The 22800-nt window shown below is 73.3% G+C and carries 23 protein-coding genes and 1 pseudogene; 13 read left to right on the top strand and 11 right to left on the bottom strand.

The genetic code is table 11. The annotated features are described in order from the left end of the window. Positions 1-156 precede the first annotated feature (156 nt). Both DRB89_RS30475 and DRB89_RS30470 read left to right on the top strand, forming a co-directional pair. Complete coding sequence (locus tag DRB89_RS30475; protein ID WP_204357857.1) at positions 157-945, top strand: GNAT family N-acetyltransferase; 789 nt, start codon at positions 157-159, stop codon at positions 943-945. Between the two features lie 176 nt (positions 946-1121). Then, on the top strand, positions 1122-2534 hold the full coding sequence (locus tag DRB89_RS30470) for an amidase (protein WP_112451504.1): 1413 nt from the start codon (positions 1122-1124) through the stop codon (positions 2532-2534). 54 nt (positions 2535-2588) lie between these two features. Here the strand turns inward: DRB89_RS30470 and DRB89_RS30465 are convergent, their stop codons facing one another. Continuing rightward, positions 2589-3257, bottom strand: coding sequence for a deoxynucleoside kinase (locus DRB89_RS30465; RefSeq protein WP_112451503.1), 669 nt, complete (start codon positions 3255-3257; stop codon positions 2589-2591). A gap of 326 nt (positions 3258-3583) precedes the next feature. Here DRB89_RS30465 and DRB89_RS30455 point away from each other — a divergent pair, with 326 nt between their 5' ends. After that, positions 3584-4576: a hypothetical protein gene (locus DRB89_RS30455; RefSeq protein ID WP_112451501.1), complete on the top strand. Its 993-nt coding sequence runs from the start codon at positions 3584-3586 to the stop codon at positions 4574-4576. Between the two features lie 40 nt (positions 4577-4616). Further along, complete coding sequence (locus tag DRB89_RS43255) at positions 4617-4865, top strand: hypothetical protein (RefSeq protein WP_162688789.1); 249 nt, start codon at positions 4617-4619, stop codon at positions 4863-4865. A gap of 26 nt (positions 4866-4891) precedes the next feature. Here DRB89_RS43255 and DRB89_RS45080 read toward each other — a convergent pair whose 3' ends face one another. Further along, positions 4892-5395: a hypothetical protein gene (locus DRB89_RS45080; RefSeq protein ID WP_239516402.1), complete on the bottom strand. Its 504-nt coding sequence runs from the start codon at positions 5393-5395 to the stop codon at positions 4892-4894. Here DRB89_RS45080 and DRB89_RS45075 point away from each other — a divergent pair. From DRB89_RS45075 to DRB89_RS45070, 7 genes and pseudogenes are all read left to right on the top strand, one after another. Further along, positions 5346-5609, top strand: coding sequence for a hypothetical protein (locus tag DRB89_RS45075; protein ID WP_343234624.1), 264 nt, complete (start codon positions 5346-5348; stop codon positions 5607-5609). The genes DRB89_RS45080 and DRB89_RS45075 overlap by 50 nt on opposite strands. Positions 5610-5749: 140 nt before the next feature. After that, positions 5750-6961: a cytochrome P450 gene (locus tag DRB89_RS30445; RefSeq protein WP_112451499.1), complete on the top strand. Its 1212-nt coding sequence runs from the start codon at positions 5750-5752 to the stop codon at positions 6959-6961. Positions 6962-7008: 47 nt separating this feature from the next. Next, positions 7009-7758, top strand: a complete 750-nt coding sequence (locus DRB89_RS30440) for a GNAT family protein (protein ID WP_112451498.1) — start codon at positions 7009-7011, stop codon at positions 7756-7758. After that, complete coding sequence (locus DRB89_RS30435; RefSeq protein ID WP_112451497.1) at positions 7755-8531, top strand: isocitrate lyase/phosphoenolpyruvate mutase family protein; 777 nt, start codon at positions 7755-7757, stop codon at positions 8529-8531. Before DRB89_RS30440 ends, DRB89_RS30435 begins: the two co-directional genes overlap by 4 nt. A 91-nt stretch (positions 8532-8622) precedes the next feature. Then, positions 8623-8919, top strand: coding sequence for a hypothetical protein (locus DRB89_RS30430; protein ID WP_112451496.1), 297 nt, complete (start codon positions 8623-8625; stop codon positions 8917-8919). Positions 8920-9119: 200 nt separating this feature from the next. After that, the gene (locus DRB89_RS30425; protein WP_112451495.1) at positions 9120-10040 is read left to right on the top strand and encodes a dienelactone hydrolase family protein; all 921 of its coding nucleotides are present in this window, start codon (positions 9120-9122) and stop codon (positions 10038-10040) included. A gap of 240 nt (positions 10041-10280) precedes the next feature. Next, a pseudogene (locus DRB89_RS45070) lies at positions 10281-10727 on the top strand (ATP-binding protein); the annotation flags it as partial. A gap of 276 nt (positions 10728-11003) precedes the next feature. On the opposite strand, the gene DRB89_RS30415 reads toward DRB89_RS45070, so the two are convergent. The 5 genes from DRB89_RS30415 to DRB89_RS30400 all read right to left on the bottom strand — a co-directional run bounded on the left by DRB89_RS30415 (position 11004) and on the right by DRB89_RS30400 (position 15320). Continuing rightward, positions 11004-12692 (bottom strand): PKD domain-containing protein, encoded by a 1689-nt coding sequence (locus DRB89_RS30415; protein WP_112463493.1) that lies wholly within the window; start codon positions 12690-12692, stop codon positions 11004-11006. A 347-nt stretch (positions 12693-13039) separates the two neighbouring features. Beyond that, on the bottom strand, positions 13040-13186 hold the full coding sequence (locus DRB89_RS43855; RefSeq protein WP_204357794.1) for a hypothetical protein: 147 nt from the start codon (positions 13184-13186) through the stop codon (positions 13040-13042). Positions 13187-13298: 112 nt separating this feature from the next. Further along, positions 13299-13673, bottom strand: coding sequence for a hypothetical protein (locus tag DRB89_RS30410; RefSeq protein ID WP_112463492.1), 375 nt, complete (start codon positions 13671-13673; stop codon positions 13299-13301). A gap of 134 nt (positions 13674-13807) precedes the next feature. Next, on the bottom strand, positions 13808-14512 hold the full coding sequence (locus DRB89_RS30405) for a class F sortase (protein WP_112450109.1): 705 nt from the start codon (positions 14510-14512) through the stop codon (positions 13808-13810). Positions 14513-15038: 526 nt separating this feature from the next. After that, positions 15039-15320 (bottom strand): hypothetical protein, encoded by a 282-nt coding sequence (locus tag DRB89_RS30400; RefSeq protein ID WP_112450110.1) that lies wholly within the window; start codon positions 15318-15320, stop codon positions 15039-15041. Between the two features lie 284 nt (positions 15321-15604). Between DRB89_RS30400 and DRB89_RS30395 the strand changes: the two genes are divergently transcribed. After that, positions 15605-16300: a hypothetical protein gene (locus tag DRB89_RS30395; protein WP_112450111.1), complete on the top strand. Its 696-nt coding sequence runs from the start codon at positions 15605-15607 to the stop codon at positions 16298-16300. Here DRB89_RS30395 and DRB89_RS30390 read toward each other — a convergent pair. Beyond that, positions 16297-17316, bottom strand: a complete 1020-nt coding sequence (locus DRB89_RS30390) for an AraC family transcriptional regulator (RefSeq protein WP_112450112.1) — start codon at positions 17314-17316, stop codon at positions 16297-16299. The genes DRB89_RS30395 and DRB89_RS30390 overlap by 4 nt on opposite strands. Positions 17317-17398: 82 nt before the next feature. Between DRB89_RS30390 and DRB89_RS30385 the strand changes: the two genes are divergently transcribed. Then, positions 17399-18364, top strand: coding sequence for an NADP-dependent oxidoreductase (locus DRB89_RS30385; protein WP_343234561.1), 966 nt, complete (start codon positions 17399-17401; stop codon positions 18362-18364). 36 nt (positions 18365-18400) lie between these two features. Here DRB89_RS30385 and kdpC read toward each other — a convergent pair whose 3' ends face one another. From kdpC to kdpA, 3 genes are read right to left on the bottom strand one after another with little or no spacing between them, the layout of a single operon-like run. After that, entirely contained in the window at positions 18401-19036 is a 636-nt protein-coding gene (gene kdpC, locus DRB89_RS30380) for a potassium-transporting ATPase subunit KdpC (protein WP_112450114.1), read from the bottom strand. 3 nt (positions 19037-19039) lie between these two features. Then, positions 19040-21139 carry a potassium-transporting ATPase subunit KdpB gene (gene kdpB, locus DRB89_RS30375; RefSeq protein WP_112450115.1) on the bottom strand — a complete coding sequence of 700 codons (2100 nt, stop codon included), beginning with the start codon at positions 21137-21139 and terminating at the stop codon, positions 19040-19042. Further along, a complete protein-coding gene (kdpA, locus tag DRB89_RS30370; protein WP_112450116.1) occupies positions 21136-22800 on the bottom strand; it encodes a potassium-transporting ATPase subunit KdpA in 1665 nt (554 codons plus the stop codon). The genes kdpB and kdpA overlap by 4 nt, the downstream gene beginning before the upstream one ends.

The raw sequence follows: 22800 nt of genomic DNA, 5'->3' as shown, positions 1-22800 counted from the left end.
CGCCATGTTCGTCCCCCCACGGTGACCAGCGCCGATACACCCGCACACCGGATGTCGTGCGGGTTCGGTCGCCAGTCTGCACCACGACAGTCCGGCCCCGGCCGCCGGTCGCACCTCGCCGCCGAACCGGATGGGGCGTCACCGTATTCTGGGCGGGTGATCCTACGCAGCCTCCACGACCGATCCGCCCTGGCCGCCCGCTTCGAACGGGATCCGGCGATGCACCTGATGGAACTCGGCGACCTCGACGACCTGCTGTGGTCCCACACCAGCTGGTACACGGTCTCCGAGGACGGCCCGGTGGCGCTGCTGTACTCGGTCGGCGACATCCCGACGCTGCTCGGCTTCACCCGCCCGGGGCAGGCCTCCGCCCTGGAGGATCTGGCCGGGGCGCTGCTGCCCGTACTCCCCCGGCGCTTCTTCGCGCACCTGACCGGGAGCGCCGGGAAGGTGCTGGAGTCCGCGTACGCCGTACAGCCGCACGGCACCTTGCTGCGGATGGCGCTGACCGAGCCCGACCTGGCCGAGCGGCACCCGGTCGGACCGTGGCTCCCGGCCCCGCTGGGCCGGGAGGATCTGCCGGAACTGCTCGAACTGTTCGAGCAGGCGTACCCGGGCAACTGGTTCGACCACCGGATGCTCGACACCGGCCAGTACGTCGGTGCCCGGCAGGCCGGCCGCCTGGTCGCCGTGGCGGGCGTACACGTCCACTCGGCCGCGTACCGGGTCGCCGCGATCGGGAACGTCGCCACGCATCCGCGGGTGCGCGGGCAGGGTGCGGGCGGCGCCTGCGTCGCCGAGCTGTGCCGTCGGCTGGGGAAGAGCGTGGATCACATCGGGCTCAACGTCCGTGCGGACAACGCCACCGCCGTCGGCCTCTACCGCCGGCTCGGCTTCACCGAGGTCACGGAGTTCGCGGAGGCGGTCTTCACGGCGCGCCCGTAAGAGGCGCGCCTGCAAGCGGCGCGTCCGCAAGAGGCGCGTCCGCAAGGTCCTCTTGCTCACGCGGCATCGGCGACGGCTCGAATGAACGGGCGAACTCCGGGCGAACTCCTCGCGTGTTACCCGACGGTAGGGAATGATGGCGGGCGACCATCCACACCGCGGGGGCTGAGGCAGCAGTGACGAATTTCGACGAACAGGCCATCGTGCACGCGTTCCGGGACGACGCCCTGGGAGAGCACGACGCCGTCGGTCTCGCCGCGGCGATCCGGCGGGGCGACGTCTCCCCCGCCGAGGCCGCCCGGGACGCCGGGGAGCGGGTGCGGGCGGTCGACGCGCGGCTGCGCGCGGTCCAGGTGCACGTCGACGGCCCGGCGCACCCCGCCGGAACGGGCGGCGCCTTCGCCGGAGTGCCGACCTTCGTCAAGGACAACACCGACTACCAGGGACTGCCCACGGGCCACGGCAGCGCCGCCTTCCGGCCGCGGTCGGCCGCGCGGCACGCGCCGTTCACCCGGCAGTTCCTGAGCAGCGGCGTCACGGTCCTGGGCAAGACCCGGCTGCCCGAGTTCGGGTTCAGTCCGACCACCGAGTACGACGGCGCGGAGCCGGTCCGCAACCCCTGGCACACGGGCTACTCGGCGGGCGGTTCGTCGGGCGGCAGCGCGGCGCTGGTCGCGGCCGGTGCCGTGCCGATCGCGCACGCCAACGACGGAGGCGGCTCGATCCGGATACCCGCCGCCTGCTGCGGACTCGTCGGCCTCAAGCCGAGCCGTGGCCGCGTCGTGGGGAGCGCCCTGAGCCGCCCGCTGCCGATCGACATCATCTCCGACGGAATCGTGAGCCGTTCCGTGCGGGACGCCGCCGCGTTCCTCGCCGCCGCGGAGTCGTACCGGCGGAGCCCCGAGCTGGCGCCCGTCGGCCTGGTCGAAGGCCCCTCGGAGCGACGGCTGCGCATCGGGTTCGTGCTGGACTCGCCGAACGGTGTCCACTCCGACGCCTCCACCCGGGCGGCGGTCTTGGAGACCGCGGCGACCCTCGGACGGCTCGGACACACCGTGGAGCCGGTGGAGTTGGGCATGGACCCGAGCTTCACCGACGACTTCCTCACCTACTGGGGGATGATGTCCTTCCTCCTCGGCGTCACGGGCCGGACCCTCGGCGCCGACTTCGACCGCCGTCGCATGGACGGCCTCAGCCAGGGGCTGCGCGAGGAGTACCTGCGGAACTGGCGGCGTACCCCCGGCGTGGTGCGGCGGTTGAAGCGTACGAAGGAGGCGTATGCGGCGTCCTTCCGCGGGCTCGACCTCGTGATGTCGCCCGTGCTCGCCCACACCACGCCGCCGATCGGCCACCTCAGCCCGGCCGTTCCCTACGCGAAGCTGATCGAGCGGATCCTCGCGTACGTGGCGTTCACCCCGGTCGACAACGTCGTCGGCACTCCGTCCATCTCGGTGCCCGCCGCGAGCACGACGGACGGCCTGCCCATCGGGGTCATGTTCGCCGCCCGCCCCGGCGGCGAGCGGAAGCTGCTGGAGATCGCGTTCGAGCTGGAGGCCGACCGGCCCTTCCGGCGCATCCAGGACCAGTGACACCGGGGTGGGCCGGCCGCCGATCCCCGGCGGCCGGCCCGGCACCCGGGACCGTCAGGAGGAAGCCCGGAGCCTGCCCGCCGCCAACGCGTCCTTGACCTCCCGCACCACGCGGGCCGCGTCCTCGGGGTTGTTCACCACATCCGTGTGGTTCATGTCGACGACGAGGACGTCGCTGGCCGAGTAGTGCTTGTGCACCCAGTCGTCGTAGCCGGACCAGAGCGTCCGGTAGTACGCGACGAGGCTCTCGTCCTGCTCGAAGTCACGGCCCCGCAGCCCGATGCGGTGCAGCACCGTCTCGAAGTCGGCCTTGAGGTAGACCATGAGATCGGGTGCCTTGCGGTACGGCAGGCCGTCGATCTCGCGCATCATCTCGCCCAGCAGCCCCTCGTACACCCCCATCTCGAGGGAGCTGATCCGGCCCAGGTCGTGATTGACCTTGGCGAAGTACCAGTCCTCGTAGATGGACCGGTCCAGGACGTTGTCGCCCTGCCGGTACGCCTCCTTGATCGAGGCGAACCGCGTCTGCAGGAAGTAGAGCTGGAGCAGGAAGGGGTACCGCTTGGCCTGGATCTCCTCGGGGCTCGCCGTGTAGAAGAGCGGAAGGATCGGGTTGTCGTCCACGCTCTCGTAGAAGACTTCGCTGCCCAGCTCCTTGGCGAGGAGCTCGGCCACGCTCGTCTTGCCGATCCCGATCATGCCTCCGACGCAGATCACTGCCATACCTCACTTCTCCCTGGGGGTCTTCTGTTCGCGGGCGGTGGGGCTGGGTGCCCCACACCACTGAGACGCGCGTCGGCGGTCACTCGATTCCCGAGATCTTCATGATCAGCGTCACGTGGCCCCCGTCCGGACCCAGGGCCCCGACGCGGGACACCCGCCTCGACCGGCCGGACCGCTCCGCAGTCGCCGCGTACGGCGACGAGCCACCGTCCCGCGGCCGCCCTGAAGCATAAATGACGCTTCGCCCCACGCCCGCCAGCGCCCCCGCTCTCCCTTCACCCCCCTGCAAGCAGGGGCCGCCGAAGGCGGGACGTAGGCTCTCGCGCATGGCCCGCACCACTCCGCCCCGCCCGGTCGACGTGACAGCGCACTTCCCCGAGCTCGCACCACTGGCCCGCACCGCTCTACGGCTGCATCCGCGCGCCGGCGCACCGACGGCAGCGGACAGCTCCATCGGCGGTCCCCTGCTGTGGCCGGCACGGGAACCATGGCCCACGTGCCCGGAACACCGCGGCCCCTCGCAGCACGGCCTGGCGCCCGAGGACGTACGGCTGCGGCGGCGGATTCTCGCCGAGGCATGGCGTCGCCCCAGGGAGAAGGACGCCGACCTGCTGAGCGCGGAGGAACGCGCGACGGTCGACCGCGCCGGCACGGGGTCGCGGATCCCCCTCGACGGCCCGGTCCCGATGGTGCCGGTGGCCCAGTTCTACGCCGCCGACATGCCCGGTCTGCCGCGCCCGGACGGCACCGATCTGCTGCAGGTGCTGTGGTGCGCGTTCGACCACCACGAGGATCACCTGCCCCGGGCCGCACTGCGCTGGCGGACCGCCGCCGATGTCACCGATCCGCTCGGCGCCGCCCCGCGGCCGCCGGTCGTGGGCAGCGACACCTACCTGCCCGAACCCTGCGTGCTGCACCCCGAGACGGTGACCGAATACCCGGCCCCTCACGAGCTGGGCGAGGAGCTGGCCCGTCGGATCGAGGCCTGGGAGGACGAGCACGCCGTCGCCTACCAGTACGACCTCTGCGTGGCCCCGGGCTGCAAGGTCGGCGGCCACGCGCCGTGGAGCTTCTCCGACCCCTTCCCCATGGCCTGCCCCGAGTGCGGCGCCGACGTCCGGCCGCTGCTCACCATCGACGGCAGCGAGTGGGACGGCGGCAGCGGCAGCTGGCGGCCGGTCGAGGACGCCGGCTACGACGGTCTGCACTCCCTCGGCCCGGCGCACGCCACGCAGCTCGACATCGGCCGCGGCTACAGCATGCAGCTGTACGTGTGCACGGCTTCGTACGATCATCCGCACGTGCAGAACATGCAGTGACGCCGGCCGGGGCCGGCCGACGCGGACGCCGTCGGCGACGGTGACGGCGACGGCGACGGCGACGGCTGCCTTGGGCCTGTCCGGCATTCCCGTCCACGGTGCGGCGGCAGCCGAGGGCCGGGGATACATCGTGGTCCTCAAGGACTCGGTGGCGAGCCCGGCGGCCACCGCGAGGAGTCAGATGCGGAGCGCGGGCTGGACGATGACGTCCGTCCACACGCGCGCCGTGCACGGCTACGCGGCGACCATGACCCCGTCCCAGGCCACCGCCCTGGCCAAGGACCCGTAGGTCCGCTTCGTCTCCTCGCAGCGCACCTACCGCGCCTCCCGCCGCGCCCGCCCGTGACGGCCTTCGACTGCCAGGCCTCCCCCGTGGACCGCCAGTGCCAACCGCTGTACCTGGACCGGATCCGCGCCGACCGCTCCTCCACCCGCTCGGGCGACGGCAAGGGCTCCGTCGACGTCAAGGTCGCCGTGTTCGAAGGCGGAGTCGCGGCCGACGTCCCGGACCTCGACGTGCCCGGCGGGGTGGACTGCCTCAGCGGCAGCCCCGTCGTACCGGGCCTCAGCCTCGAAGACCACAACGGGCACGGCAGCCTGGTCGCCGGGATCATCGGCGCCCGTGATGACGGTCAGGGGCTGGTCGGGGTGGCACCGGGGACACCGCTGTGGTCCGTCAGGGTCGCCGATGACGCCGGCGTGATCACCGCCACCGCGATCGCCGACTACGACGGGAAGCCGCCACACGCTCGCGGCCCCGGGCGTGTGCATGGAGAGCAACTTCCCCCTCCCCGCCCACCATGCCGTCGCTTTGGGCACCAGCTTCGCCTCCCCGGTGGTCGCCGGCGTCCTCGCCCTGTGCGTCCACACCCACCGCTGCGGCGCCTCCACCCCGGCGCGCAACCTGCGGACCCTGGTGAACGACGCCCACGCCTCCAACGAACGCCGTCCGGGATACGGATTCTTCGGCGACCTCCACCGCCCCATCCCCGGCCGCCACTACGGGCCGCTCATCGCCGCCGACCGCTACTGAGCAGCTACTGAGCAGCTGCTGAGCCGCTGCTGAGCCGTCATCCCCCGGCTGACCTGCCCGGCATCGCCGCGGCTAGCATGGAGAATTGACGTGCCGACGGACAACGTCGCAAGGCATGCTCGATTCAGGGGGAACGAAACATGACGCACCAGCCCGCCATCGTCGATTTACTGGACATCAGCCCGGACTTCGTGCGCGACCCGTACCCGGTCTACGCGAAGCTCCGTGCACAGGGGCCCGTCCACCACGTGCGCGCACCCGGCGGCCGGGAGACCTGGCTGGTCGTCGGGCACGACGCCTGCCGCGCGGCCTTCAACGATCCACGGCTGAGCCGGGACTGGCGCCGTTCCGGCACCGTCGGCCAGATCATCAACGCCGACCAGGACCACCCCGCGCTCGCACACATGCTGATGGCCGACCCGCCGGACCACACCCGGCTGCGCCGCCTGGTATCCCGCGAGTTCACCCCGCGCCGCATAGCGGCCCTGGCGCCGCGCATCCAGCAGATCACCGACGAACTGCTCGACGCGATGGAGGCCGACCCGCGGCGCCGGGGCGACCTCGTCGACGCCTTCGCCTTCCCGCTCCCGATGACGGTCATCTGCGAGCTGCTCGGCGTCCCGGAGCTGGACCGCGAGGCCTTCCGCTCCTGGTCCAACGAGATGGTCGCTCCGACCAGCCCCGAGGCCGAGGGCGCCGCGTACGCGCAGATGCCCCAGTACCTGAGCGGACTCATCGAGGCCAAGCGCGCCGCCCCCGGCCAGGACCTGCTCAGCGGAATGATCCACGCCGTCGACGAGGGCGGCGACCGGCTCGGCGCGGACGAGCTGATCGGCATGAGCGTCCTGCTGCTCATCGCCGGGCACGAGACCACCGTCAACATGATCGGCAACGGCCTGCGCGCCCTGTTCGACCACCCCGAGCAGTTCGCCGCACTGCGCGCGGACCTCGACGGCCTGCTGGACGGCGCGCTCGAGGAGATGCTGCGCCACGACGGGCCGGTCGAGAACTCCACCGAGCGACTCGCGCTGGAGGACGTGGAGATGGGCGGGGTGGTGATCCCGGCGGGCTCCACCGTGCTGATCTCCATGGCCGACGCGGACCGCGATCCGGCCCGCTTCGAGGACGCGGGCCGCTTCGACATCCACCGCGACGCCCGCGGCCACATCGCCTTCGGCCACGGACTGCACCACTGCCTGGGCGCGCCGCTGGCCCGCATGGAGGGCCGCATCGCGCTGCGCTCCCTGCTGGAGCGCTTCCCCGGCCTGGCCCGCGACGCCGAGGACGAGACGCTGCCATGGGTCCCCGGAATGCTGATCCGCGGCGTACGGGAGCTACCCGTACGCTGGTGAGCCGCCCGGCCGGCCCCCGGCAGGCCCCAGCCAGGAGAGAACAGAACATGCCCTTGCGTCTCAACGAGTACGGCCAGCGTGTCGGTGAACCGGTGCCCCACTGGTCACGGCGTCCGCTGCCCGCCGCGGTCACGCTCGGCGGCGCGTACTGCCGGCTCGAGCCGCTGGACGCGGACCGGCACGCCGCCGAGCTGCACGCGGCCTACTCCAGCGGGCCCGACCCGCGGGACTGGACGTACATGTTCACCGGGCCGTTCACGGACGCGCGGGCCTACCACCGCTACGCCGAAGAGGCGGCGGCCGGCAGTGACCCGCGGCATTACGCGGTGATCGACCTCGGCCGGGGCACCGCGGTCGGCACGCTCTCGCTGATGCGCCAGGATCCGGACCACGGCGTCGTCGAGGTCGGCAACGTGATGTTCTCGCCGCTGATGAAGCGCAGCCCGGTCTCGACCGAGGCGCAGTTCCTGGCCATGCGGTACGTGTTCGACGACCTCGGCTACCGGCGCTACGAGTGGAAGTGCGACAGCCTCAACACCCCTTCGCGCACGACGGCTCAGCGCCTGGGCTTCACCTTCGAGGGCGTCTTCCGGCAGGCCGTCGTCTACAAGGGCCGCAACCGGGACACCGCCTGGTACTCCGTGATCGACACCGAGTGGCCCGCGAACAAGCGGGCCCTGGAGTCCTGGCTGTCGCCCTCGAACTTCGACGACCGGGGGGCGCAGCGCCGGTCCCTCGCCGAAGTGCGCCGCGGGCAGCCGCCCGTCGGCGGTCCGGGTGAGGAGGAGATCCGTTGAGTACCGACTTCCACGCGCTGCACCACGCGGACGGGCCGCTGCTGCTGCCCAACGCCTGGGACTTCGCCTCGGGCGCGGCGCTGGCCGACGCCGGGTTCGCCGCCGTGGGCACGACCAGCCTCGGCGTGGCCGCGAGCAGCGGGCTGCCGGACGCCGCGGGACTGGCCCGCGAGGAGACCCTCGCGCTGGCGGCGAGGCTGGTCCGGTTGCGGTGTCCGGTCACCGTCGACATCGAGGCCGGTTTCAGCAGCGATCCGGGAGAGGTGGGCGACCTCGTGTCCGAGCTCGCCGGCCTGGGCGTCGCCGGGATCAACATCGAGGACGGCCGCGGTGACCGGCTGGCCGACCCCCTGACGCTGGCGGAGTTGATCCGGGTCGTGAAGCACCGGGCGCCCGCGGTCTTCGTCAACGCCCGTACGGACACCTACTGGTCGGGCGCCGACGCCTCGGTGCCCGCGACGCTGGAGCGCGCGCGGCGGTACGCGGACTCGGGCGCCGACGGGATCTTCGTGCCCGGCATGGCCGAAGAGAAGGACATCGCCGCCGTGACGGCCGCCCTGCCGCTGCCCGTCAACGTGTTGTACGACCCCGCCCTCGGCCTGCGCCGCCTGGCCGACCTGGGCGTGCGCCGTGTCAGCACCGGCTCCCTGCTCTTCCGCGCGTCCCTGCACGCCGCGGTCACCACGGCCCTCGCGGTACGCGACGGCGGCGCGTTGCCCACCGGCATCCCCGGCTACGCGGAAGTCGACGCCCTCAGCCGCCGGGGCCTGTGAGCGCGGGCACGGGCACGGGTTCGAGCACGCGCGCCTGCAGATTGGTGGCGCGGTACCCGTCACCAAGGTTGCCCCCGGTCGTTGCCTTCTTATGACCGATTCCATCGTAAAAGTACCGTCCGAGTGGCTTGCCCTGGTATTCCTCTCGCTCCGCCGCTGCACGTCACGGGAGGCCCGGGCGGCGGCGTCGGAGCTGCAGCCCTTCACGGAGAAGCCGGGGCAGCGGGTGCCGGTTCCCCGGGCGACGGTGATGCGTACCGAGCTGGCGCTTCGCGGGGAACTCGAGTGGTCCGAGGACCCGGAACGGCGCGCGCGCTTGTCGGAGCAGGCCGACCATCTGACTCGTGCCCGGCTGGGCGGCAACCGACCGGTTCCCGCCGCCGGGTAGAAGCCGTGCCGCCGGTGCCCGACGCGCGGCTCCCGCCGGAGAGAACCGGTGAACTTGCCGATGCGTGCGCACCGGGTCCACCACCACCGTGTTCCTACCGCCGATTCCCCCGGCGGCAGCCACCCGGTACACCCGGCAGCCGAGGACCGCGGTCCTCGATCCCCCGCCGGCGTGGCTCCCCCACAGCCGAGAGGACCCCCGTGCGACACCTCCCCCTCTTCCCGCGCCGCCGGCCCACCGCGACGGGCCGTTCGCGCACGGTCCGGACGGGTCTGGCCTCAGCCCTCCTGACCACCACCCTGTTCACCGCGCTGATGCCCGGCGCCCACGCCGCCGACAACCCGTACGAACGCGGTCCCGCCCCCACCGTCGCGAGCATCGAGGCCTCCCGCGGCTCCTACTCCGTCAGCCAGACCAGCGTCTCCTCGCTGAGCGTCTCGGGCTTCGGCGGCGGCACCATCTACTACCCGACCTCCACCGCGGACGGCACCTTCGGAGCCATCGCCGTATCGCCCGGTTTCACCGCCGGCCAGTCCAGCATCGCCTGGCTCGGCCCCCGCCTCGCCTCACAGGGGTTCGTCGTCTTCACGATCGACACCAACTCTCGCTACGACCAGCCCGCGAGCCGGGGCGAGCAGCTCCTCGCGGCGCTCGACTACCTGACCGGGAGCAGCGCCGTCCGCGGCCGGGTCGACAGCACGCGGCTCGGCGTCATGGGCCACTCGATGGGCGGAGGCGGCGCCCTGGAGGCCGCCAGGGCCCGCCCGTCGCTGCAGGCGGCGATCCCGCTGACCGGATGGAACACCGACAAGACGTGGTCCGGGGTACGGACGCCCACGCTGGTGGTGGGCGCCGACGGGGACACCATCGCCCCCGTCGCCACGCACTCGGAGCCCTTCTACACCTCGCTGCCCGGCACCCTCGACAAGGCGTACCTGGAGCTCAACGGCGCCACGCACACCACACCGAACACCTCGAACACGACCATCGCCAAGTACAGCCTCTCCTGGCTGAAGCGGTTCATCGACAACGACACCCGCTACGAGCAGTTCCTCTGCCCGCTGCCGCGCCCGAGCCTGACCGTCGAGGAGTACCGCGGCACCTGCCCGCACACCTCCTGACGCTTCCTCACGCGTCCTGACACCTTCTGACACCTTCTGACACCCGACGGTCCGGTCGCCCACGGCTCCGCGCGGAAACGCGTGGAGCCGTGGGCGACGGCCGTACGAGGGAGCGGCCTGTGTTCCCGCACAGCGGACGGCGCATCCCGTTGGGAGCCGGTCCAGTACGTCCGCGGCCGCCGCGTCACGGGCTGACACGAGGCTTCCGGGCCCGGTTACGCGGAAGTAACGTACACGGCCGTGACCTCATCGACGACCGTGCGCAAACCGCTCCCGCTGTACGGCCGGGACAGCGAACTGGCCGCTCTGGACACCCTGTTGAGCCACCTGAGACACGGGCACGGCAGCACGCTCGTACTCAGCGCCCCGCCCGGACTCGGCCGGACCGCCCTCGTGCGGCACGCCATGGACGGCTACCGCGACGGGCCCGTCCTGTACGCCCGCGCCGCGCCCGCCGAACGGCCGCTGCCCTACAGCGGTCTGCACGCGCTGCTCTGCTCGGCCCCCGGCCCGCTCCCCCCGGAGGCCTCCGACGCCCTGCGCGCCGACCTCGCGCCCACCGCGCTCCTCGACCTGCTCCGCACCCTCGGAGCGCGCCGTCCACTGCTGGTCTGCGTCGACGACGCCCATCTCTGGGACCGCGACTCACGGGCGGCGCTCGGTTTCGCCGCCCGTCGACTCGAACCCGGCCGCAGGGTCTCCGCACTACTCACCGAAGGCCAACCTCAGGCGAGCGACGGCCACTTGGGCGGGCTCGACCGGCTACGGCTCGGCCCGCTCGGTGACCGCGCCGCCACCACCCTCATCGACCGGCTGACCGACGGCCGAGCCGCTCCCGCCGTACGGGAGGAGCTGCGGCGCGAGGCTGCCGGGAATCCGCTGATCCTCAGCGCGGCGGCCGGCCGGCTCACCCCCGACCAGCTGGCGGGACGCGGGCCCTTCCCCCTGTCCCTTTTACACCACTCACACGCCCCACCATCCTCCCCTCGCCGACTCGCCCGGCTGCTTGTAGGCGTAGGAGGAGAAGCGGCCGTCGGTGCTGTGCGCGGTGGTGCCGTCACCGAAGTCCACGTCCGCGCTCGTCACCGGCCACGGCGCCGTGGTGCCCGCGGTGTCGACGGAAACGGTCAGCGGCAGGACACCGCTGAGAGGGCTCTGGTTGGTGGGCAGTTCCGGCTTGACCGTGAAGGCCGTGGCCAGCGAACCGGCCGGGGTCACCTTGATCTGCTCCTCGGTGGTGACCTTCTGGCCCGCGGTGTTGGACGCCGTCACCTTGACCACGCACGCGCACGGAGCGGCGTAGGTGTGCGTGGCGATGGCGCCCAGGGTGCCGGGGTCGGCCGGCTTGACGACGACCGGGGCCGTCCCGTCGCCGAAGTCCACGGCGTAGGACATCGCGGTGGGCCAGTCGCTGTCCGAGACGGCCTGGACCTGCACCTTCGTGCCGACCGGCGCCCAGGTCTGGTCGACCAACATCCAGACGGTGCGCAGGCGGTCGCCGGTCTCGTAGGCCCCGCGGTCGACGTACCCGCCGTCCTTGCCGCTGTTGACGACGCGCGGGTCGTCCGCGACCGGGTGTCCGTCGATGTCGCCGGTCAGGAGGGCGCCGGGCGCCGTCGGGTCACCGGAGTCGACGCTCAGGGAGTCGACCTGGCCGGGGTCCGGGGTGGAGAGGTCGCCCGCACCCTGGCCGGTCGCGGTCCGGAACGCCGACAGGGACGTGTAGGCCGTGCCGGCCCAGGTGTACGGGACCTGCGCGAGCCCAGGGGGTCCCACGAAGAGGTTGTGGCCGGCGCGGGTGCCGGAGACCGCGCTCGGCTCCACCACGACGGCCTTACGCGACTTGTCCGCCGGGCACTGGGTGGAGTGGCTCTCGGCCGGGAGCACGTTGTTCGACACCGACGAGCCGGTCGAGGCGCCGCTGAACGAGACGGCCGTCTCGCAGCCGCCGCTGAAGGTGTTGTTGGTGAGCGCCGTACCGGGCGCGTCCACCACCGCGACGGCCGGGCCGAAGGGGCCGCCGACCCGCACGGGACCGTGGATCAGGTTGCGGCTCAGCACGGTGCGCTGGGCGCCGCCCTCGATCCGCGGGTTGCCGAGGACGCTCTGGCTGACGCGCACGTCCGTGCTTCCGTCGCCGATGACGATGCCGTTGAGGATGCCGCGGAAGAAGTTGGACCGCTCCAGCACCACGTCGTGGGAGCGGCTGACGGTGACGCCGGTGCGGACGGACAGCCCGCGGACCACCACGTGGGAGGCGCCGCTGATGGTCAGGCTCTTCTCCACGGCGGCCGTGGGGGAATCCGAGCTGCCCTCGACGGCGAAGGTGATCGGCTTGCCCGGCTCGCCGGACCGGTCGATCGTCAGCGCTCCCGGGTAGGTGACCTGGTCCGCGATCCGCACCGTCTGGCCCGGCTTGACCACCTTGGCCGCCGGCGCGATCGTGCAGAACGGGGCGGCCTTCGTCCCCGCGCCGGTGTCGGAGCAGTGGGAGTCCGCGCCGCCGTTCACGAAGAGGTCGGCCGGAGTCTCCGAGGCGGAGGCGGCGGAGGCGGCCGAGGCGGCCGAGGCGCCGGCGACGGCGGTGGCCGGTATGCCGAGGAGGGTGACGAGGCCTGCGGTGAGCAGGACCGTCGTACGGGTGGGACGCACGGGCAGGGTTCCTTCGACGAAGCGTTGGGGGTCGATCCGGGTGCGGCGCCGTACGGCGGTTGCCCGACCGGTCCCCCCGGCAGCGGTCAGGCACGCGCGAACCCTCAGACCTGTCCATGATCCCTGCCCGATGGCCGAATGTCATCGGGGATACGGGGCTCGGACAGTACTTTCGGCGAGGAAAATCCGGACCATGGGCCGCAGCGGGCGGCTGCCCCCGCGGCCGACACTGGGCAGTGGCGCCGGTTCCCGTGCTCCGTGGTCGAACCTCACGTGACCACTCTCCGTTGCCGACGGCGCGGGAACCGGTGCCACCTCATGTCTTCCCGAAGGTGTACCCGAGGGTGCTACTCGGCCTTGCCCTCGGCGGCCGGCACTTCGGCGGCCGGGGCCGGTTCGGGCTCGCTCTGGCGGACCGGCGGGGCCGGCGGCGAGAAGCGGGAGGCCTCGGCGCGGAGCATGGCGTTCAGGGCGAGGTACGGGTCGAAGGGCATGGCGGAACCTCACGGTGCTCGGGGGTGTGGGGGATGCGCGCGCGGGCGCGCCACTGCTGCTCGCGGCCGGGGGTCGTCGCGCCGCACGGGCGGGACGGCCTCGGGGGCCCGCTCAGCAGCGCAGGACCACACTCCGGACCACCCAGGGGGACGCCGCGTGCGCGGCTCCGCCCGCCGGGCGCGGGCCCGGCTCCTCGAAGCCCGGGTGCGCCGGCCGGAACACCGGCCGCTGCAGGCCGCGTACGCCGGCGAACCCGCGCACGGCCGCCCGTACCGCCTGGCGCACCTCGGGGTCCCCGGCCGCGTCGGCCGGTGCCTCGGTGGGCTCGGCGGGCGCGGTGGGGGCCGGGCGGGCGCCGGCGGCCGTCGCGGGGGACGGCCCGGACTGCCCGGCGCCGAACACGCACAGCAGTACGACGCAGAGCACCGTCAGGGGCACCCTCAGGGCCCTGACCAGTGTCGTCCGCGCACGCCGCGTCCCGTTCATGCGAAGGGTGTGCCCCGACACGCGGGCCGGCTCCCGGCTCGGCCGCCCGCGTCCCCCGACCGGGGGACGAAGTCACCCCCCTCGGCAGACAGGTGGCCGAGGGGGGTGACGGTTCCGCGGGCTGCCCGCCCCGCTCAGCGGGGGGCTCGGCGGTGGCCGGTCAGGCGGGCGAGGACGGCCGTCTCTCCGCTGATCAGCCGCAGTTGGGCCCGGCCGGCCGGGCCGCCGCGTCCGGAGACTCCGGCGGGGGAGACCCGGTACACGGTGAACACGGCCGTACGCCGGTCGGCGCGGGGGATCTCGACCGTCTGTCCGCGCCGCAGTTCGGCGAGGCGCAGGAAGTCCCCGGAGACGACGGCGGTGCCGGCCGAGCCCGGGGCCGGGCCGGCGGAATCCCAGACGGCCCCCTCCGTACGGTCCGGGCCGCCCGCCGGCGTGCTGCCGCCGGGCGATGCGGTGCCGCTCGGCGAAGCGCCGACGCCCGCCGGTGCGTCGGTCCCGGCCGGCCCGCCGTCCGCCGGGCCGGCCGGTGTCGTGCCCGTCAGCGGTACGTCCACCTGCAGGCTCCGGATGACCAGGCGCAGCGGCAGGGACCGCGGCAGGGGTGTGGCGCTCGACCGTACGGGCCGCCGGGCCCCCTTGCCGGTGGTGTGCCCGCCGGAGCTCTCCAGCTGCCGGGCGAGCCGGCGCGGACCGGAGAGCCCCAGGACCCGTGAGGGCAGGGCGTCGCCGGCGGTCGGGGCGGCGGGCCCGCCTCCTTCGGTGGTGCGCAACACCCCGAGGCCGGTGAGCAGCAGAGCCACCGTCAGTACGCCGACGACCCACTTGGCGCGGGGCATGGGAATCCCTCCTGGTCCGGCTCGGGCGGCCGGTGCCTGAGAGCAGTGGACCCTTCCGCGCGCCCCGCCACCGCGCGTAACACGGCCAACTGACGGCGCGTCACCGGTCCGCCGCCCTTCGGGCGGTGCGTCTTCGCAGCTCGCGGCCGGTGGGCCGGGGCGGACCGGGTTGTGGAAGGCGTGCGCCCGAACGGGTGAGAACGTCAAGCGCGGGAACCGGGCGTGTCGGTGCGGCGGCACGTTCTGCCCCATGCGAAAAGCTGTCAAGCGGGCCGATGTGACGGGTCGTCCGCGCGAGTTGCGGGCGTGGGCGGGGCGGCTTGTCCTTGATCCATGAATGATCCATACGCATATGCGTTGGCCATGGGACCCCGTCCGCGGCCCCGTCGCCCCGCGGCCGGGGGAGCCCGGGGATCCGGCGTTGGCGACGGAGACGGAGACGGAGACAGCGGCCGTGGCGGCGGTCGTGGCGGCGGGGGCGGTACGGACCGGGCGCGCGGCTCCCGCCACGGCCGCACGGCCGCGCTCACACCCGCTCCGGCAGCCGGACGGCCGACAGGGCGGGCGCCGCGGCCCGGCTGAGGTAGCGGGCGCCGACCGGCGGGAGGTCCAGCTCGGTGGTGGCCGCCGCCGGCTGCATCCCCGACAGGCGCCGCAGCATCCGCAGGGCCGGCTCCGGCCCGACCGCCCGGACCAGGGCGGCGGCCTCGGTGGGGCGCGCGTGCACCCAGCCGATGTGGCGCAGCCCCGACCAGCCCGGCTGCTCGGCGGCCTCGGCCAGGGCGCGGGCGGCGGGGGCGAGCGGCAACAGGTTGACCGCGGCCGGGGTGCTTCTCGGGCCTCTACCTCACCCACGGCGGCACCCGCACCCGCGCGGCCCTGGCGGCTTGGCTGGCCCAGGACGCGGGCGCCTTCGCCGCCCGCCGCGCCACCTCCGGCGGTCTGCTCGCCGTCCGCGGCGGTACGGGGCTGCGCGCGGGCGCGGCCCGCCCGGCTCCCGCGGCCGGTGCCGAAGCCGGCGTACCCGGCCCCGGGGCGGCGGAGGACGACGTACTTCGGGGGTACGCGCAACTCGCCCACCTGCTCGGGGACATGACCGCCGACGCCGGCCATCACGGGCTCGCGCAGGAATACCACGGCATCGCGCTCGGGCTGGCCCGGCAGGCCGGGGACCGGCGGCTGTACGCGATCACGCTGCGCGCGATGAGCGCGCACGCCGGGCGGGTCGGGCAGCCCGCGCACGCGCTGCGGCTGGCCCGGCTGGCCGTGGAGACCGCGCCCGCCGACGCTGAACCCGGCACGCTGGCCTTCCTCCTGGTCCAGCGGGCGGCCGCGGGCGCCCGGGCCGGTGAGCGGGCGGCGGCCGCCGCGGACCTGGCCGCCGCCGATCTGCTGCACGCGCGCCACGCGGCGAACCCGCGGGGCGGCCCCTTCGACTCGTACGCCCGCGCCGACCTCGACTTCGCCCGGGCCCGGACCCACCTCGCCCTGGGCGAGTTCCCGGCCGCGGCGGACGCGTGGGAGCGGTCCTTGCGCGGGCGTGCGGCCGGACAGCACCGGGCCACCGCGCTCACGCACGCCGCGCTCGCCGAGACGCTGCTGCGCCTGGGGCACCTGACCCGGGCGTGCGCGCACTGGCGGGAGTTCCTCACGGCCGCCCCGGCCGTGCAGTCCCGCGCGGTACGGGAGGCCCTCGGCCGGCTGCTGCGCGACCTGACCCCCTACCGCCGGGTCCGGGAGGCGGCCCCGACGCTCGCCATGGCCCGCGCCCTCGCCGAGCGGCTCTAGTGCTGTGACCGGAAAGGTCCACCGGGTCGCGCCGCCCGGTAGCGGCCCGGGGGGATCCCGTACGCGCGTTTGAAGGCGTGCGCGAAGGCGTATTCCGAGGAGTAGCCGGAGCCGGCGGCCAGGGCCGCGAGGGGGGTGTCGGTGGTGCGCAGCAGGCGGGCGGCCGTGGTCATGCGCCACCACGTCAGGTACGCGAGCGGCGGCCGTCCGACGAGGTCGTGGAAGCGGCGGGCGAAGGCGGCCCGGGACATCCCGGCCCGCGTGCCGAGGGAGGCCACCGTCCAGGGCCGCTGCGGTTCGCGGTGCATGGCGGTCAGGGCGGCGCCGATGCCGGGATCCGCGAGGGCCCCGGCCCAGCCACCCGCACCCGCGCCCGCACCCGCACCCGTGCCCGTGCCCGCACCCGCACCCGCGCCCCCACCCGGGCCGCCGTCCTCGTAGTGGGCCCGCAGGACGTACAGCAGCAGGACGTCGAGCAGCGCGGGCACCAGCGTGTCGGCGCCGAGGCCGGCGCGGGCCGGGTCGGCCTCGCGGGCCAGGAGGGCCACCGCCTCCGCCACCCCGGGGACGCCGTCCGGGCCGCCGGACAGCCGTACGACGGCGGGGAGTTCGCGCAGCAGCGGATGCGCGAGTTCGGCGTCGAGCCGATAGCCCCCGCACAGGGTGACGGTCACCGGACCGGCGCCGGGCTCGCCGACGGTGTCGCTGACCAGCACCGGGCCGCCGCCGGGTCCGGCCGCCGCGCTGCAAGACGGCTCGGCCACGGCCGAATCCGGTGCGCCGAGCAGGGTGTAGCCGTTCCCGTGCGGCATGAACAGGACGTCCCCCGCGCGCAGTTCGACGGCCGGCCCGCCGTCCTCGGACACCAGGTGGCAGCTCCCGCTCAGCACCACCTGGAAGCCGGCCGCGCCGGGGACGGCGGGGAAGCGCTGGCCCCAGGGCGCGTGCCACCGGACGAGCGCCGAGGTGGGCTTTCCGGTCCGCATGAGCGCGATGACATCGCTGAGCACGTCCACGGCAGGCAGCGTAGACGATCGCGCAAGGATCAAGGATCCTGCCGCATTGGAAGTCTTCGATCCCGCTCGTAGCTTCGGTGTCATGACATCGACCACGCGACAAGCACAGGCGAACCCGCGCGCAGCAGAGGCGCCGTCCGGGACCGGCGTCATGCGCGCCGTCCGGTTCCACGCCTACGGCGGCCCCGACGTCCTGCGCCTCGAGGAGGTCCCGCGGCCCGTCCCGGGCCCCGGCGAGGTGCTCGTGGAAGTGGCGGCCACCTCCTTCAATCCCTCCGAACTGGCCCTGCGCGCCGGACTGTTGAGCGGTGTCCTGCCGCTGGAGTTCCCCCACGTCCCCGGCTGGGACCTGGCGGGCACGGTCGTCGGCACCGGTGCCCGCGTCATCGGCCGCCTCGACGCGGGCGGCGCGGCCGCCGAGTACGCCGCCGTCCCGGCCGAACTGCTCGTCCCCGCCCCCGAGTCGGTCTCCCTCAGCGCCGCCGCCGCGCTCCCGGTGGCCGGACTGACCGCCTGGCAGGCCCTGTTCGAGGCGGCGGGCGTCACCGCCGGCAGCCGGGTCCTGGTCAACGGCGCCGGGGGCGCCGTCGGCGGCCTCGCGCTGCAGCTGGCCCGCTGGGCCGGGGCCGAGGTCATCGCCGTCACCACCCCGCGCGGCGTCGAGGCGGCACGGCGGTACGGGGCGGGGCGCGTGCTCGTCGCCGGCGCGGGCCCGCTCCGCGAGGCGGTGGGGGAGGGGCGGCCGCTGGACGCCGTGCTGAACCTGGCCCCGATCGGGCCCGGGGCGGCCGCCGAACTGGCCGCCCTGCTCGACCCCGACGGGCGGGGCCGGGCCGTGTCCGTGGCCACCCCGGTCCCCGGCGGCACGCACCTGGTGGCCCGCGCCGACACCGGGCAGCTGGCCCGGCTGGCCGCCCTGGTCGACGCGGGCCACCTCGATCCGGCCCCCGCCGCGCTGTACCCGCTGGGCGCGCTGGCCGACGTACACGCGCGGGCGGAAGCGGGAACCCTCCCGCCCGGCAAGACGGTCCTCGTGGTCCGGGGGTAGGGGCCGGGGGCCCGTCCGGCCGCAGCTACTTCTCCGCTACTTCTCCGCGAGGGCCTTCAGGGCCACGTTCAGTTCCAGGACGTTGACCCGCGGCTCGCCCATGAAGCCGAGGGTGCGGCCCTCGGTGTGGGCCTTCACCAGCTTGGCGACCTCCGCCACCGGGAGGTGGTTGCGCTCCGCGACGCGGGCGGTCTGGAGCTCCGCGTACGCCGGGGAGATGTCCGGGTCCAGCCCGGAGCCCGAGGAGGTCACCGCGTCGGCCGGGATCTCGGAAGGCCGCGGGGCGTATCCGGGGACGGTGTTGTCGAGGACGACCTTGGCCTTGGCCTCCTCCACCGCCTTCCGCAGCTCGGGGCTGTCCGCCGCCTTGTTGGTGGCTCCGGAGACCAGCAGCTCGTACCGGGTGTTGACGGTGTTCTTGCCGAGGCCCGCGGCCGGGCGGCCCTGGAACCAGCGCGGGTCGTCCCCGTACGACTGGCCGATCAGGGAGGAGCCGACGACCCGGCCGCTCCCGTCCTTGATCTCGGAGCCGTTGGCCTTGCCGCCGAAGGCGGCCTGGGCGATGCCCGTGACGGCGAGGGGGTAGAGGACCCCGCACAGCACGGTCAGGACGAGCAGGGCCCGGAGGCCGGCGCCGAGGAGGCGGGCGGTGTTGCCCACGGAGTTGTTCATGTGTCAGCCCAGCCCGGGGATGAGGGAGATGATCATGTCGATGAGCTTGATGCCGATGAACGGGGCGATGAGGCCGCCCAGTCCGTAGAGCCCGAGGTTGCGGCGGAGCATCTTGTCGGCGCTGGTGGGCCGGTACTGGACGCCCTTGAGGGCGAGCGGTACGAGGGCGATGATGACCAGCGCGTTGAAGATGACGGCCGAGAGGATCGCCGAGTCGGGCGAGTGCAGGCCCATGACGTTGAGCTTGTCGAGGCCCGGGTAGACCACGGCGAACATGGCCGGGATGATCGCGAAGTACTTGGCGACGTCGTTGGCGATGGAGAAGGTCGTGAGGGCGCCGCGGGTGATCAGCAGCTGCTTGCCGATCTCCACGATCTCGATGAGCTTGGTGGGGTTGGAGTCCAGGTCCACCATGTTCCCGGCCTCCTTGGCGGCCGAGGTGCCGGTGTTCATGGCGACGCCCACGTCCGCCTGGGCGAGCGCAGGGGCGTCGTTGGTGCCGTCGCCGGTCATCGCGACGAGCTTGCCGCCGGCCTGTTCCCGCTTGATGAGGGCCATCTTGTCCTCGGGCGTCGCTTCCGCGAGGAAGTCGTCGACACCCGCTTCCTCCGCGATGGCCTTCGCGGTCAACGGGTTGTCGCCCGTGATCATGATGGTCTTGATGCCCATGCGGCGCAGCTCGTCGAAGCGTTCGCGCATGCCCTCCTTGACCACGTCCTTGAGGTGGATGACACCCAGGATCCGGGCGCCCTTCCCGTCCTGGACGGCCACGAGCAGCGGCGTGCCGCCGGAGCCCGAGATCTCGTCCACCTTCGCGCCCGCGTCCGGGGCGACGGTCCCGCCCTGTTCGCGGACCCACGCGGTGATCGAGGAGGCGGCGCCCTTGCGGACCTCGCGGCCGTCCACGTTCACGCCCGACATGCGGGTCTGGGCGGTGAAGGGGATCCACTCGGCGCCCGCGAGCTCGCCCTGGTGGCGCTCGCGCAGTCCGTACTTCTCCTTCGCGAGCACCACGATGGAGCGGCCCTCGGGGGTCTCGTCCGCGAGGGAGGAGAGCTGGGCGGCATCCGCCAGTTCGGCCTCGTCCGTGCCGGTGACCGGTACGAACTCGGAGGCCTGGCGGTTGCCGAGGGTGATGGTGCCGGTCTTGTCGAGGAGCAGCGTCGAGACGTCGCCGGCCGCTTCGACGGCCCGGCCCGACATGGCCAGGACGTTGCGCTGGACCAGGCGATCCATGCCCGCGATGCCGATGGCGGAGAGCAGGGCGCCGATGGTGGTGGGGATCAGGCAGACCAGCAGCGCGGTGAGCACGATCATCGACTGCTTGGCGCCCGCGTACATCGCGAAGGGCTGGAGGGTGACGACGGCCAGCAGGAAGACGATGGTCAGCGAGGCCAGCAGGATGTTGAGGGCGACCTCGTTGGGGGTCTTCTGCCGGGACGCGCCCTCGACCAGGTTGATCATGCGGTCGATGAAGGTCTCGCCGGGCTTCGTCGTGATCTTGATGACGACCCGGTCGGAGAGCACCTTCGTACCGCCCGTGACGGCGCTGCGGTCACCGCCGGACTCGCGGATGACCGGGGCCGATTCGCCGGTGATGGCCGACTCGTCGACCGAGGCCACGCCTTCGACGACATCACCGTCGCCGGGGATGACGTCCCCGGCCTCGCACACGACCAGGTCGCCGATGCGCAGCTCGGTGCCCGGCACCTGCTCCTCGACGGCGCCGTTCAGGCGGCGGGCGACGGTGTCGGTCTTGGCCTTGCGCAGGGTGTCGGCCTGGGCCTTGCCCCGGCCCTCCGCGACGGCCTCCGCGAGGTTCGCGAAGATCGTGGTGAGCCACAGCCAGACGGTGATCGCCCAGCCGAAGAGGTTGCCCGGGTCGGATATCGCCAGCGCGGTGGTGAGGACGGAACCGATCAGCACCACGAACATGACCGGGGACTTGACCATCACCCGGGGGTCGAGCTTGCGCACGGCGTCCGGGAAGGACTTCAGCAGCTGCTTCGGGTCGAAGATGCCGCCGCCGATCCGGGCCCTCTCGGGCTTGTGGCCGGTGGGCAGGTCTCCGTGCGGGGCACGGGTGGGGGTGGCGGTGCTCATGAGGCGAGCCCTTCGGCGAGCGGACCCAGGGCGAGGGCCGGGAAGTAGGTGAGGCCGGTGACGATGAGGATCGTGCCGACGAGGAGGAAGGAGAACAGCGGCTTCTCGGTGCGCAGGGTGCCCGCCGTCGCCGGGACGGGCTGCTGTTCGGCGAGCGAGCCGGCCAGGGCCAGGACGAAGACCATCGGCAGGAAGCGGCCCAGGAGCATGGCCAGTCCTGTGGTCGTGTTGAACCACTGGGTGTTGGCGTTCAGGCCCGCGAAGGCCGAGCCGTTGTTGTTGCCGGCCGAGGTGTAGGCGTAGAGGACCTCGGAGAATCCGTGCGCGCCGCCGTTGGACATCGAGTGGACCGGGGTCGGGAGGGCCATCGCCAGGGCGGTGAAGCCGAGCACCAGGGTCGGGGTGATGAGGATGTAGCAGGCGGCGAACTTGATCTCGCGGGTGCCGATCTTCTTGCCCAGGTACTCGGGGGTCCGGCCGACCATCAGGCCCGCGAGGAACACCGCGATGATCGCCATGATCAGCATGCCGTAGAGGCCGGAGCCGACGCCGCCGGGGGCGATCTCGCCGAGCTGCATGCCCAGTAGTTGGATGCCGCCGCCGAGCCCGGTGTAGGAGGAGTGGGAGGAGTTGACCGCGCCGGTCGAGGTCAGCGTGGTGGCGACCGAGAAGATCGCCGAGGCGCCGATGCCGAAGCGGGCCTCCTTGCCCTCCATCGCCCCGCCGGCGGCCTGGAGCGCCGGGCCGTGGTGGCTGAATTCCGTCCACATCATCAGGGCGGTGAAGCCGAGCCAGATGGTGAGCATCGTGGCGAGGATCGCGTAGCCCTGGCGCACCGAGCCGACCATGCGGCCGAAGGTGCGGGTCAGCGCGAAGGGGATGAGCAGGATCAGGAAGATCTCGAAGAGGTTCGAGAAGGGCGTCGGGTTCTCGAAGGGGTGGGCGGAGTTGGCGTTGAAGTAGCCGCCGCCGTTGGTGCCCAGCTCCTTGATGGCCTCCTGCGAGGCGACGGCACCGCCGTTCCACTGCTGCGGTGCGCCGACGAACTGGCCGACCTGGTGGACGCCGGCGAAGTTCTGGATGACCCCGCAGGCCACCAGCACGATCGCGGCGACCGCCGCCAGCGGCAGCAGGATGCGGACGGTGCCGCGCACCAGGTCGGACCAGAAGTTGCCGAGCTCACCGGTGCGGGAGCGCGCGAAGCCCCGTACGAGGGCCACCGCGACGGCCATGCCCACGGCGGCGGAGAGGAAGTTCTGCACGGCCAGGCCGCCGGTCTGGACGAGCGGGCCCATGGCCTGCTCGCCGGCGTACGACTGCCAGTTCGTGTTCGACACGAAGGAGGCGGCCGTGTTGAAGGCCTGGTCCGGCTTGATGGAGGCGAAGCCGAGCGAGCCGGGCAGGTGGCCCTGCAGGCGCTGGAGCAGGTAGAGGAAGAGGACGCTCACCGCCGAGAAGGCGAGGACTCCGCGCAGGTAGGCGGGCCAGCGCATCTCGGCGTTGGGGTTGGCGCCGATGGCCTTGTACATCCACTTCTCGGGGGCGTAGTGCTTCTTCGAGGAGTAGACGCGGGCCATGTACTCGCCCAGGGGGCGGTGGGCGAGGGCCAGGGCCGCGATGAGCGCGAGCAGCTGGAGCACCCCGGCAAGAACGGGACTCAT

It is taken from the genome of Streptomyces sp. ICC4 (assembly GCF_003287915.1).
Taxonomy (GTDB): domain Bacteria; phylum Actinomycetota; class Actinomycetes; order Streptomycetales; family Streptomycetaceae; genus Streptomyces; species Streptomyces tritrimontium.
Note: the sequence above shows the minus strand (reverse complement) of the source record. Positions and strands in the feature narration are given on the sequence as shown.

Coding starts and splice junctions, on each gene's coding strand:
- DRB89_RS30440 (WP_112451498.1), top strand. CDS start 7,009: ATGCCCTTGCGTCTCAACGAGTACGGCCAGCGTGTCGGTGAACCGGTG.
- DRB89_RS45075 (WP_343234624.1), top strand. CDS start 5,346: ATGGAGAGCAACTTCCCCCTCCCCGCCCACCATGCCGTCGCTTTGGGC.
- DRB89_RS30385 (WP_343234561.1), top strand. CDS start 17,399: ATGACATCGACCACGCGACAAGCACAGGCGAACCCGCGCGCAGCAGAG.
- DRB89_RS30465 (WP_112451503.1), bottom strand. CDS start 3,257: ATGGCAGTGATCTGCGTCGGAGGCATGATCGGGATCGGCAAGACGAGC.
- DRB89_RS30410 (WP_112463492.1), bottom strand. CDS start 13,673: ATGAACGGGACGCGGCGTGCGCGGACGACACTGGTCAGGGCCCTGAGG.
- kdpB (WP_112450115.1), bottom strand. CDS start 21,139: ATGAGCACCGCCACCCCCACCCGTGCCCCGCACGGAGACCTGCCCACC.
- DRB89_RS30430 (WP_112451496.1), top strand. CDS start 8,623: ATGACCGATTCCATCGTAAAAGTACCGTCCGAGTGGCTTGCCCTGGTA.
- DRB89_RS30445 (WP_112451499.1), top strand. CDS start 5,750: ATGACGCACCAGCCCGCCATCGTCGATTTACTGGACATCAGCCCGGAC.
- kdpA (WP_112450116.1), bottom strand. CDS start 22,800: ATGAGTCCCGTTCTTGCCGGGGTGCTCCAGCTGCTCGCGCTCATCGCG.
- kdpC (WP_112450114.1), bottom strand. CDS start 19,036: ATGAACAACTCCGTGGGCAACACCGCCCGCCTCCTCGGCGCCGGCCTC.
- DRB89_RS30455 (WP_112451501.1), top strand. CDS start 3,584: ATGGCCCGCACCACTCCGCCCCGCCCGGTCGACGTGACAGCGCACTTC.
- DRB89_RS30405 (WP_112450109.1), bottom strand. CDS start 14,512: ATGCCCCGCGCCAAGTGGGTCGTCGGCGTACTGACGGTGGCTCTGCTG.
- DRB89_RS30395 (WP_112450111.1), top strand. CDS start 15,605: ATGACCGCCGACGCCGGCCATCACGGGCTCGCGCAGGAATACCACGGC.
- DRB89_RS43855 (WP_204357794.1), bottom strand. CDS start 13,186: ATGCCCTTCGACCCGTACCTCGCCCTGAACGCCATGCTCCGCGCCGAG.